This is a genomic window from Leptolyngbya sp. Heron Island J, assembly GCF_000482245.1.
GTDB lineage: Bacteria > Cyanobacteriota > Cyanobacteriia > Phormidesmidales > Phormidesmidaceae > Leptothoe.
On sequence record NZ_AWNH01000024.1, the window covers coordinates 33029 to 45727 of the forward strand.

9 protein-coding genes are annotated in these 12699 nt (G+C 45.9%); 8 read left to right on the top strand and 1 reads right to left on the bottom strand.

The window, feature by feature from the left end; all coding sequences use genetic code 11:
- Window positions 1-44: 44 nt before the first annotated feature.
- The 8 genes from N836_RS47595 (at window position 45) to N836_RS47630 (ending at window position 11535) form a co-directional block, all read left to right on the top strand.
- A complete protein-coding gene (locus tag N836_RS47595) occupies window positions 45-1859 on the top strand; it encodes an acyl-CoA dehydrogenase family protein (RefSeq protein WP_023071762.1) in 1815 nt (604 codons plus the stop codon).
- A 94-nt stretch (window positions 1860-1953) separates the two neighbouring features.
- Window positions 1954-2253 carry an acyl carrier protein gene (locus N836_RS47600; RefSeq protein ID WP_023071763.1) on the top strand — a complete coding sequence of 100 codons (300 nt, stop codon included), beginning with the start codon at window positions 1954-1956 and terminating at the stop codon, window positions 2251-2253.
- Between the two features lie 27 nt (window positions 2254-2280).
- Entirely contained in the window at window positions 2281-3741 is a 1461-nt protein-coding gene (locus N836_RS47605) for an MBOAT family O-acyltransferase (protein ID WP_023071764.1), read from the top strand.
- 34 nt (window positions 3742-3775) lie between these two features.
- Window positions 3776-4702: a hypothetical protein gene (locus tag N836_RS47610; protein WP_023071765.1), complete on the top strand. Its 927-nt coding sequence runs from the start codon at window positions 3776-3778 to the stop codon at window positions 4700-4702.
- Between the two features lie 99 nt (window positions 4703-4801).
- Window positions 4802-6649 carry a DCC1-like thiol-disulfide oxidoreductase family protein gene (locus N836_RS47615; RefSeq protein ID WP_023071766.1) on the top strand — a complete coding sequence of 616 codons (1848 nt, stop codon included), beginning with the start codon at window positions 4802-4804 and terminating at the stop codon, window positions 6647-6649.
- A gap of 236 nt (window positions 6650-6885) precedes the next feature.
- Window positions 6886-8355: a membrane protein gene (locus N836_RS47620; protein WP_023071767.1), complete on the top strand. Its 1470-nt coding sequence runs from the start codon at window positions 6886-6888 to the stop codon at window positions 8353-8355.
- Window positions 8345-9970: a membrane protein gene (locus tag N836_RS47625; RefSeq protein ID WP_023071768.1), complete on the top strand. Its 1626-nt coding sequence runs from the start codon at window positions 8345-8347 to the stop codon at window positions 9968-9970. The genes N836_RS47620 and N836_RS47625 overlap by 11 nt, the downstream gene beginning before the upstream one ends.
- A gap of 308 nt (window positions 9971-10278) precedes the next feature.
- Entirely contained in the window at window positions 10279-11535 is a 1257-nt protein-coding gene (locus N836_RS47630) for a glycosyltransferase (protein ID WP_023071769.1), read from the top strand.
- 34 nt (window positions 11536-11569) lie between these two features.
- Here N836_RS47630 and N836_RS47635 read toward each other — a convergent pair whose 3' ends face one another.
- Window positions 11570-12697 carry an ABC transporter permease gene (locus N836_RS47635; RefSeq protein WP_023071770.1) on the bottom strand — a complete coding sequence of 376 codons (1128 nt, stop codon included), beginning with the start codon at window positions 12695-12697 and terminating at the stop codon, window positions 11570-11572.
- Window positions 12698-12699 lie beyond the last annotated feature (2 nt).

The window sequence follows — 12699 nt, forward strand, 5'->3', positions numbered from 1 at the left end:
GGCCTTATTGCCTAGATTAAGTTCTCAATCCTAGTAACCGTTCTATGAAATCTCTTAAGCAATACTGGGTGGCGGAAGCCCTGGAGCGCTCCCTAGGCAGCCCTTTTACTCCAGAAAACCCTCTTTCTTTTCAGCACACGGCTACCCTTGATGAACAAGAGGTCTTCCCTGAGGCTGAAATTAAGGGGCTCTATGACTGGGGATTACAACACTATTACATTCCCACTGACTGCGGTGGCAAATTTACCTCTTTTGAGGAGTTTGTTGCATTTGTGCGGGTGCTCTCTCGTCGCGATCTGAATACTGCGATCGCATTTACCACCATGTTTTGGTCTTTCCTCACCTGGATGGCAGGTACGGAAACACAAAAACAACAGCTGGCTCGGTTTATGAAAGATGATTACGGCACCATGTGCCTGGCCTATTCTGAACGGGAGCACGGCAGTGATCTAGTCGGTGGCAGTTTGGTGGGAGAAAAAGTGCCTGGTGGCTATCGCCTCACTGGTGAGAAATGGCCCATTAACCGGGCGACTCGCTCGGGAATCACCTTTGTGTTGGCCCGTACTGACAAAGCAGGCGGTAATCGAGGGCTGTCCCTGTTTATGCTAGACAAACGGGCACTTGATCCCACTAGTTTTGGCAACAACCCTAAAATCAAAACCCACGGTATTCGTGGAGCCGACATGAGCGGTATTTATTTTGAAGACTGTTTTGTCCCTGATGAAATGCTTTTAGGCAAAGAGGGGCAAGGATTAGAGCTAGCCCTAAAAGGATTTCAGATTACTCGGGCCTTGTGTGCAGCATTTTCCCAGGGCTCTGCCGATACTTGTCTGCGCACCACCCTCAATTTTGCCCTGAATCGTCAGCTCTACGGCAAGACCGTCTGGGATATGCCTCACCCCCGCCGTGTGTTGGTGAATGGATTCCTTGATATCCTGGCCTGTGACTGTGTGAATATTGCGGCGGCGCGAGGATTTCACGTTGCTCCCCGGCAGTTTAGCGTCTGGTCTGCGGTGGACAAGTATTTTGTGCCTGTCACCCTAGAAAAAATGCAGCAGGATATTTCAGTTGTACTGGGTGCAAGGTTCTATATGCGCGATGAGCACGACTATGGTGTGTTCCAAAAAATGTTGCGAGACAGTTCTATTATCAGTGTGTTTGATGGCAGCTCGGTCGTTAATCTCCATTCCTTAATCCTGCAGCGACGGCAGCTAGCCAAAGCTCGCAGTCGTCGTAAACCCAAGGATTTAGTCGCTCTCCAGGCACGTTTACGCAACAGCTTTGATCTAACGACAGAGCTACCCGCCTTCGCTCCCAGCCAGCTCGATCTGATCGCTCGGGGAACCGATGATGTGTCCCAGGGATTAGAATCCGCCCTGGCTACCCTAGAGGCTCTTGGCAAACCTCTAGATATCGATGCCAATGTCCTGGACTGTCTCAAGCAGCAGTACCAACAATTTCTGCAAGTCTTAGATGAACAGGATGAAGCCATTGCGGATGGTGCTTTTGAACATGGTCACGATCAGTCCTTTGAATCCTTTGAAGAGGCCAAGGGATACTGTTATATTCATGCTGCAGCGGCTTGTCTGCACATGTGGCTGCACAATCGCAGCCAGCTGGGAGATTTCTTTGCTCAAGGGAAATGGCTGGTGCTGTGCGCAGATCGATTGTTAGCCCAGCTCACCCCTGAGCAGCCAGCCATACCGTTGGCTTACTACGAAACCGTAGCGGAGGAACTGTTACGGCTCCATAGAGCTGACAAAATGTTGTCAATTGTGCCATTTCAATTGGCATCTAGGACAAATTCTGTTAGCGCTTCTGCTCCGATCAAATCCCCTGCTCCAATTTTGCAGGTTTAGATCTGAAAGGTTGTCTCATTTTCAGACTAGTTAAAGCTGTTGCCGTTTAGTTAGCTCTCGTTAACAGTTTTGCATCTTACATTAACTAAAACCTATGACATTTTCTACTACTCAAAACCCAACGGTTACCTCTCCGGTTGAAGCTATCCAGACCTGGCTGGTTAAGCAGCTGGCTGATGTACTTTCCTTAGATCCAACGACGGTAGACGTCACTCAACCTCTGACTCGCTATGGGTTAGATTCCATCGATGCTGTGACCCTAGTTGCCGATTTAGAGGACTGGCTTGACCTGGAGCTACCGTCTACATTGTTTTGGGACTATCCCACTATTGCCAAAGCCTCTACCTACTTAGTCAATGAATTTGAGGTCTCGATAGATCCCAAGGATCTGTAGGGCAAATGCTACTAAGGAGACACCGTTTTGAATTTCTCTGAGTTTTCCTTTTGGTGGATTTTGCTGCTGTTCTGTGTCCCGTTTTTTACGGTGCGCTTGATTGGACAGGTTTTGAACCTTTGGCGTGGCGTTTTTGATACGATGGGGATTGCGGCCCTGTCACTACTGCTGTTTTTTAATGCCAGTGCCACCAGTTTTGTTGTCTTTTTGATCCAAATCCTGTTTAACTATTGGATGGTGCGGTGGATGATCACCCGCCCACCCCAACAGGAACGACTCATTGCCACGTTGCTGATTATTTTTGACGTGGGTGTGCTGGTTTATTTTAAGTATTTAACCTTTTTTGTTGAGGATATTTTAGGATTGGCGGTTGTGGTGCCGGGAAATTGGCGATCGCAATTTCCACTGCCGGTCTTTGGAGGAATTCCGCCTGGGGTTTCGTTTTACACCTTTCAGATGGTGGCGTTTGTGGTGGATTCCCTCAAGGCCCGCCGTAAAAAGCCGATTGAGTTCATGGACTATGTGAACTTTGTTGCCTTTTTCCCTCAAATTGTGGCGGGTCCCATTGAGCGACGGTCGGCCCTATTACCTCAAATTTCTAGTTTTAGATTTAAGTTCACAGCGGATAACTGGGACTGGGGGCTGCGGTGGTTGTCCCTGGGCTTGTTTATGAAGTTTGTCCTCGCCGATAACATTGCGCCCTACATTGATCTGCAAGAGGCGGGGAATGCTTGGCTGGTTTGGTTTTATGCCTTCTTGTTTACGCTGCGGATTTATTTTGATTTTGCCGGCTATAGCTTTATGGCTGTGGGTATTGCCCGGGTGCTAGGGGTGCGTTTAACTGTAAATTTTCTAGCCCCCTATACATCTCAGAGCATCAATGAGTTTTGGCGACGTTGGCATGTTTCCCTAAGCACCTGGTTTCGTGACTATGTGTTTTTACCGCTCATGGGATCGCGTAAAGCCTGGGCTCCTGCTTTTCTGTTTGCTACGTTTACCCTCTCGGGATTCTGGCATGGAGCATCTTGGAACTTTATTCTCTGGGGCGCTTATCACGGTGCTCTCCTGTTACTGCTGCGCTATGCTGGTCGACCCTTTCAGAGAGTTGTTAACAAGTATGTCAAGCGACCTCAAATTATGTCGTGGGCATTAACCTTTGGCTCAGTGGTGCTGGGCTGTTTGTTCTTTATGGAGTTGAATACAGCTCGGCTCGTCACTAAGTTGACCACACTGATCACACCCTGGGCCTATTCGTTAGCTAATCTCGGCAGTGCATTTAGTCAGTTTAGCCTGAATGAAGCTATGGCGCTGGGGCTGATTTTGTTGTTAGCTGCAGGATTTTTACTAGTAGAGCATATTGCAGTTTGGCAAGAACGGTCTTTAGAATATGAGCTTTTTTTGGTCCCCTGGGTTTCTAAAGCCTTATTAGTGCTAACAATTCTCTTTGCTGCCAATATTCCATCTGAATTTATTTATTTTGAGTTTTAGAGCCTAGGGATTATACAAGAGGGGAGTCAGTCAGATGCAAGAGTCACTCAAGTTATTACGCTGGGCTGCGATCGCAAGTTTAGCTTGGGGCGCTGGCAGCCTGTATAACGTTTACGGCGGTGGTGAAACCAGCTGGCTGCGGTCTATGTATCAGCGCAAAATCGCCCTGGCGCAAACCATCGAATCTCCTAAGCTGATTGTCACCGGGGGGTCAGGAGCCCACTACACGATCAATGCTGAGGTGCTGGAGGCAGATCTGGGGCTACCGGTGATCAATATGGGCATTGATGGTCCAGTGGGGTTGAACCTGATCTTGCCCAGTGTTTTACCTCAGGTAGAACCGGGTGACACTGTTATGTTAATTCCGGAATATCTGTTGTTAAACCATGAAAATGGTTTAGGTGAACGCTCTGGGGCCTTTGCCCTGGCAACGGGGCAGCCGTTGACCGGTAATATTCCACCCAAACAGTTGGCACAAAGTGTGTTGATGTTGGGGGTGCCTTCACTGCGGGCAGTGGTGAAGTCTTCTATAGATTTGGCCACCTTGGGACGAGTGACGGGTTACTACGATGATCCCCTCACCGAGCAAGGAGATCCAACCATCACCAAGGTACGCACTGGGGAATGGTGGCAGATGAAAATCAAACAGCCTGCCACACCCTATGCCCTTGACCGTATTGCTGAGTTTCGTCAGGAGGTGGAGGCCAAAGGAGCTACGTTGTTGCTAGCGATGCCCTGGGTCTATGCTGATGCCGACGATTTAGAAACACAGAACAATGTTGAGGCCACAGCGACAGCATTATCGGAAATTGCTCCTTTGATATACGACCCTGAGACTTTCAATATTCAGTCTGACTCTACTCTGTTCGCGGATACCCATTATCATCTGATGCCTGAGGCGCGCAGGTTGCGATCTCAAACCCTAGCCCAACAACTTCAACCGTTACTAGCTAACCCATAGGTCTAGCTAATAGAGCCAGCAAAATTGAACTTATGAATCCACCTCCAAACTCCCTTACCCCTTAAACAGTCTCTTTGTCCTCCTTGCCCCCATTGTTCCATGGCCGACACTGTTCCCCGCCCCGGATTTCTAGAAAAGCGCTATGGCCTAGATTTAAGGTCTTTGGCATTGTTACGCATGGGTCTGGCTTTAGTTATCCTGGCAGATCTGTTGACTCGTATGGGTGATTTAGTTGCCCACTATAGCGATGCGGGAGTGTTACCCAGGCAGGCAGCCGCCGAAATCTTACCCGATGGGTACTGGTCGCTTCACCTGATCAGTGGTCAAGCCTGGGTACAGGCCCTGATATTTCTGGTGGCGGTGATCTTGGCCTTGGCTCTGTTGGTGGGGTACAAAACCCGTTTAGCGACTATTGCCTCCTGGGCATTGATTGTCTCTCTCCATAATCGCAATCCAGCCCTGATCTTCGCGGCCGATGATGTTTTGCGGGCGGTCATGTTTTGGGCGATGTTTCTCCCAATGGGGGCCAAGTACTCCATTGACAGTGCTCTCAATACCGCTGCCCAAAGTCTACCAAAACGTTTCTTTGGGGCTGCTAGCGTCGCTTTTATGGTTCAGCAGTGTTACATATACATGTTCTCCGCCTTCTTCAAAACAACCAGTTCTACCTGGTGGCCTGAAGGCAGTGCAGTCTATTATTCCTTAAGCTTTGACCAATATGTCACCCCCCTAGGAGCATGGCTCTTAAATCTGGGTGCTTTGCTCCCCATATTGACCTTTTTTACCCTGGTGTTGGAGTGGATCGGTCCGCTGTTTATATTTGTGCCTATCCGTACCGATCTGTTTCGCAATATCGCTATCGTCACCTTTATTTTGCTGCACCTGGGCTTTGGTTTTACCCTTAACCTTGGCATTTTTCCAGCTCTGAGTATTGTTACCTGGCTTGCGTTTATTCCCACCTCTACCTGGGAACGGTGGGCTAAGAGTTGTTATGGTCGGGAGCACCATGGCCTGGTGATTCACTATGATGCTGACTGTGGCTTCTGTAAAAAAGTCGTGCACCTGATCCGCACGTTTTTACTATTGCCAGATACTCCTCTCCGTACTACGCAGAGCGATCCTGATATCTTCGCGGCCATGGAGCGCCATAATTCCTGGGTAGTCGTTGATTGGGAAGGCAAGTATCACTATAAGTTTGAAGCGATCGCCTATGTGTGTAGCGTATCCCCTGTCTTTTGGTTTTTAGCCCCGGTGCTGCGTTGGTTGCCCATGATGAACGTGGGTACTCGGTTTTATGATGCGATCGCCAACAACCGCCGCAGGGCTGGTTTAGTCACACGTCCCTTTAAATTTAAGGCTTTTTCTGTCAGTGCTTCGTGGTTTGGCAACAGCCTGGCGGCAATTCTGCTAATTCTTACCTCTATCTGGAACTTCCGCAGCATTACCCATCACCATGCCTTTATTGATAATCCCCATCCAGCAATTCGTGTTCTCCGGCGCGTGACCAATAGCCGTACCGTCAATCGGCTTCAAATTCCAATACAAGCTGCACGACTAGATCAGTCCTGGAGTATCTTTTCACCCAGTCCTCCCCGTGATGATGGCTGGTATTCTGTAGTAGGCACTTTGGCAGATGGTCATACCGTGAACTTACTGCAGCCCAATCAGCCTATATCTGCAGATAAACCCACCCTGGCTCAACGACAGGCAATCTACAAAAATCTCCAGTGGCGCACCTATTTTATTAATCTCAACCGAGCGCTAGGCAAACAACTCTATCCTTACTATGGAAAGTATGTTTGCCACAGCTGGAACCACAACTACTCAAGCAATCAGCGTCTCAAAAGCTTTAATGTATCTTTTGTAGATGAGCGCACCTTGCCTCCTGGAGAAAGCCAAACGATGGCAGCAACCCAACCCTGGAGCCAGTCTTGTAACCCTAATTGAGTTCACAACGATACTGATATTCATCATCAATGAGTACGAGCTGTTGTCTGTATAAAATGGCAGAACCTTAAAGAGAGAGTTGCCTGCCTCTGTCCAATATCTGAATAGGCCAAAAATGCTACAGGTTATTGTCTGACATGAAGTTACTTATAAAGCTTATTTTAATTACATTTTTATGGCTTGCTGTCATAAATCCCGGCACATATATCGGCCTAGATACTGCGTTAAGGCTTCAAATGACCCATTCCTGGTGGCAAGGGCAGGAAGAAGTGCTTGTGTCTTCCGAAACGCAGCCTAAACGACGGGGAGACATCCGATTTGGCGTTCAAGGCAGAGATAACAAACGGTATATTGCCTATGATGTTGGGCAGTCTCTGCTGATGTTGCCTGGTGACTGGGTAGGGACGCAGTTAGGTCGTTTATTTCCCTCCATTGGAGAAACTGTGTTTCGAAATTTAGCCGTTCAGTTTTTAGTGTTTATACCTTTGAATGTAGCAGCTATCATCGCTTGCTTTTGGCTACTCAGGTTATTTCAGTTTAAACAGCATGTAGCAGCTTTGTCGAGCATTGGCTGGTTACTAAGTTCGACGGTGCTTCACTATGCTCAAATTCCCCAGCAAAATAATCAGATCCTGTTGTTTGTGACCATTGGATATGCATCTGCCCTAGCTGGTGTACGTTTTAATAAACTCTCCTATGTATTTTTAAGTGGCTTATCCTTGGGGCTCGCCATGCTCATTCGCACAACCAGCATTTTCCACGCTTTGACGGTCTTTTTGTTTTTAAGTGGCTGCGTTCTCTATCAAAAGCGACACCTACCCAACCTGTTTAGATTCTCAGCGGTTTGGATCTTAGGACTGATTCCATTTACTCTTCTAGGCCGTTTTGTTGATTATCTGAGATATGGCAGTTTATGGGCAACGTCAAACAGTGAAATCTTAAAGCAGCTTGGAACAGATCCCATGTGGTCTGGCTTACCGCAACTTCCTGCAAATTATCCCTTTGTCAATCCGCCTTGGATCGGCATTCTGGATACATTATTCTCGCCAGCGAGAAGTATTTTTATATACGATCCGCTATTTTTACCCTGTCTGATACTGACCATTGTCATCTGGAAAAAGATTGCTCCCTATGTCCAGCTGTACCTATTAACTGGGCTGCTAAATCTAGCGTTACACATATTGCTGACCAGTAAACTGGTGTGGACGGGTGGTACAGCCTGGGGAGCAAGATTTCATGTTACCTCTGTTCATTTGTTGTTAATACCCCTGTTGGCTCTACTTGTACAACTGCTTTTATCATCCAGGCAATTGAAAAGATACTTAATTCAGGGTGTGCTTGTAATCGCTATTATGACCCAGTTTGCTTCTGTGCTTATGCAACCCAACTTAGAAATATATCAAAAAAAAGTTGGTTTTCCCGGAACGCGCTTTGATTTTCGTTTGATGCAGCGAGTTGCGAATATTGCTTGTCTTGTAGATGACTCCATCTACAAGGGATGTATTGGGCAAAATCCTGAAAAGAGGCAATATGTAGACAATTTAGATCATATCTTTATGTCGCCCTTTGTTTTAAGCCACCAAGCGACAGATGATAATAACGTTGCTTTAAGCAAGCTATCGTCCATCGTTTTTGTACTTTGGCTACTAGCCCTCGTGACAGCTATTGGCCTCACATTTTGTTCTGGATGGCTATATGAGATTTAAGCTGATATTGGGATACATTTTTATACTTTTAGCAGTTGCAATTGGCTTATCAACACGGCTGTTTGCAGTATTTCAGTATGTGACATTTGATATTGGTCCTGATCCCGATCAAATCAGAGATGCATTTGCCGTCATAAAAATGTGGCAAGGCTCTTTTCCTACGCTCGGGCCTCAAAGTAGTATCGGTAGACATCATATTTTACCTCTGTACTATTATCTTTTCTTTCCTTTTACTCTTTTAGGACCCGATCCAGTATTTCAAGCATTACCCAATGCACTATTTTCTTTTTTGTCGATCCCTCTTTTTATTTGCTTATTACATCAGCTCTTAGAAAATATCAAAAACTCAACTAGAGTTTTTCTGAGTGGTTTAGGGGGATTGTGGTATAGCCTTCTTTTTGGAGATATTTTTATCAACAATTTTCAATGGAATCCCAGCTCAATACCATTTTTTATTATGGTTCTAACCTTGCTTTATAAGCTGCAGATGCAAGGGAAGTTTTCTTTTTTGGTGCAAGCACTGCTATGGATCTTCTCCGGAGTTATTTTAGCTATTTTAGTTAGCTTGCACTCTTCAACACTATTTATAATGCCAGTTGTTGTTGCCATCACCTCTTCAGTATTTATATATAAAGTGATTAGGAGAAAACGAAACCTTTTACTGATCTCTTTGCCGATTATAAGCGTCCTGTCAGCTGGAATTATATTATTACCTTATTGGATAGGCGAAATTGGACGAAACTTTCAAAATACAAAAGCAGTTTTAAAGACAGTACTTAATTCTAATCACAACTCAGGTGGCCACTTTTTGGTTGGTTTATATACTAAAATTAGCGGTTTTTTTCTTGGTTATCTCACGCTCAATCAACAAGCTTATTTTTGGAATTCCTCATTGTTTTACCTTGTGGTATCCATAGTATTTTTGTCTCTAGTCAGTTGGTGGGGGATTTTTAAATTTAAAGGGAATCGACCTATTTGGTTGATGTGGTGTTCTATATGGATAATTTACTTACTGGCCGCTGCAAATATCAATTCTATGGCAACGCCTCTGCACTACAGATTGCCCATCCTTTTTGCTCCTATTGTGCTGACACTCACCTCACTGGCATATCTGGATTGTTCACCAAGTAAGAAGAGACTTTTTTCAATTGCTGTTGGTGTGCTGATTATAGGCTCAATGTTCGTTAATTCACTCCACGATTATCAATTTATACTCAGCAAATATGGCACAAACCGTTTGATGAGTACAAGTGATGTAACTCAAATACTAGCCCAGCTACCTGCTGGTTCGATTATTTGTGATCCTAGAATAAAGCGTAAAAGAGAGGTTAATAATCAGTACAATTATATTGATACATATATTACTCATAAGGGGATAACGGCTTTAGCTGATTGTCAAACAGATAGTTTTGTTATACATCCTAAGAGGGTCCTGTTCATAGAGAATAATTTTCTCAATAGAGGTACTTATCAAGAAACTTATTTTGTCAGGTCTGTGCCCAAATCGCCAATAAATCTATTTCCCATATTCAAGGTTGTTGAAAATGAAGCCATGGAGAAACCACACAAGCTTTTCTTAGAAACGGATACAGCTTATGTCTATCGTTTAGATTAGAATTTTCTAAAACTCTTGCCAGCCCTTGAGATATTGCCCTAGTACTCTGTGGCGTAAGTTTGCCCACTGTCCAATGTGGATGAGTCGATGGGTGGATGGGTAGATGAAATAGCTGCCAAATTTCTGCCATCGGGTACTAGATCGCTAGATATCTACAGTCAGGTCGGAGAGATAGGATCTCATCTATATGAAGCGGTAAATTCTTTGCCAATCAAGGGATGTAGCTATCTAGGGACTAACTTTGATTAACTCACTACTGAGAAATATTAGCTATGGATCACGTAACATCTACTACGGAAACTCATAGGATGCAGCAATCTTCTCTGGTAGCTGTTCCGGTAGGACCGCTGATCATTCCTGCGATATTAACACCAACCGTGTATCAAGGAGAGCCGGTGAGTTTTTCATTACTTACCTCTACTAAACCGCCATTATTATCGTTGGTAATTCCAACCTATAACGAAAGTAGAAATGTTAGAGCAATTGTTGAGCAGCTAACCACTCTATTAGATCGCAAAATCCCTGGTAATTATGAGCTAATTTTAGTGGATGATGATAGCCCTGATGGCACCTGGGAAGTTGCTTCTGCTCTGAGCAAAGCCTGTCCGCAGCTGCGAGTCATGAGACGACAGCAAGAGAGAGGGCTATCGTCTGCTGTTATTCGAGGCTGGCAAGTTGCGCGGGGAGAAATCTTAGGCGTGATTGATGGTGATTTGCAGCATCCGCCAGAAGTGCTGCTGGATATGCTATCTGCAGTGCGAAATGGAGCAGATTTAGCGGTTGCCAGCCGTCATGTGGGTGGGGGTGGTGTGAGTGACTGGAGTGTTGTTCGGCGCTTCCTATCGCGTGGGGCTCAGTTTCTAGGGTTGCTGATTTTACCCAATGTCGTGGGGCGAGTCACCGATCCCATGAGTGGCTATTTTATGGTGCAACGTTATGCAATCCAAAATCATTCTCTTAATCCTAAAGGCTACAAAATTCTTTTAGAAGTCATTGGTCGGGGACAGGTCAAGACTATTGCGGAAGTGGGGTATGTATTTCAAGAGCGGACAGCGGGTGAAAGCAAAGTCACCTGGAGACAGTATGTCGATTATCTCCATCACTTAGTCCGGTTACGCTCACGGGGGCGAGTGGCTCGTTTACGTCAAAAATTTCCACTAAAACGTTTCCTCAGGTTCGGTATTGTTGGCTTAAGTGGTGTGTTTGTGGATATGGCGGTTTTATATTTGCTGCATACAACTTTGGGCTTAAACTTGACCCGTAGTAAGATTTTGGCAGCAGAAGTTGCTATTATTAATAATTTCATCTGGAATGATGCGTGGACATTTTCTGATGTTGTTCAAAAACAACAAGGGTGGGGAGCAAGGCTAAGACGGTTTTTGAAGTTCAATCTGGTTTGCCTATCAGGGTTAGTCTTAAATGTGTTGGTTCTAAATGTCATCTACAATATTGTTTTTGGTCAACGCTATGCCTATCTGGCCAACCTGATTGCGATCGCACTGGTCACCCTATGGAACTTCTGGCTAAATTTAAAGCTCAGCTGGCGGGTTACCAAGGTAAAGTAGCGCCCTGTCTGGCTTAGGTTTGCCTGATAGTCTACTAGCTCACCTGATGTCGAAATTGATTGGTGCTAATGGTGACTAAAATCGCTGCAAATACCAGCAGAGCGATCGCATGGGGCCAGATCACCTCCAAACCTACGCCCCGCAGCAATACAGCCCGTAAAATTGCTACATAGTGACGCAGGGGATTCAACAATGACAAATAGCGGAAAACCGCAGGCATGCTTTCGATGGGTGCGATCGCACCCGACAGCTGAATCAACGGCATATTGATAAAAAACGAGGTCAATATTACCTGCTGTTGATTGCGACAGAGTGTGGCCAACATCATACCAATGCCAATACCGACAAAGACATATAACCCCGACATCACTAAAAAGAGCAACAAGCTGCCCCGCAACGGCACGTTAAAAATGATATTGGCCACACTGAGCGCCAACAGCGCATCCCCTAGCAACAGCACGAATAACGGCACAACTTTTGCTAGCAAAATCTCCCCGGCTGACGCTGGAGTCATCAAGAGCTGCTCCAAGGTGCCCGTATCTTTTTCTCGAATCAGGGCAGACGAAGAGACGATTGACCCAATTAACGTCAGGACGACACCCATCATGGCAGGTACAAAAAACCAGCTACTGATGAGTCCAGGATTGTACAGGAAGGTAATCTGTGGTTCAACAATACTGGGTATTTCAATAGTATTCAATTGACGATTATATTGCTGGATAATCTGGGTAAAGTAGCCACTGGCAATGCCTGCCGTATTGGCGTCCACGCCATCCACCATCACCTGGATCTCAGCTGATTTATCCTGGGACAAGTTGCGATTAAAGTCAGGCGGAAAGACTACCCCCAAGGTGATGTCTCCCCGTCGCACCTGTTCCCCCAGGCTCTGTTGACTGGCACTATAGCGATCGACAACAAACACATCATTCTCGGTCAAGGCGGCCACCAGTTCGCGGCTGGCCCCAACATTAACCTGATCCACAATTCCTAATTTCAGGTATTGCACATCTGGGTTTAAGATCAAGCCATAGAGCAACAGCTGCACCGTCGGTGGAAAAACTAACATAAACAGTAGCTTCTTATCTCGCAAGATCTGCTGAACCTCCTTTATGGCTAAGGCCCAGAAGCGACTGTTAAGTAAACGCTGGAACAACTTAAACATCA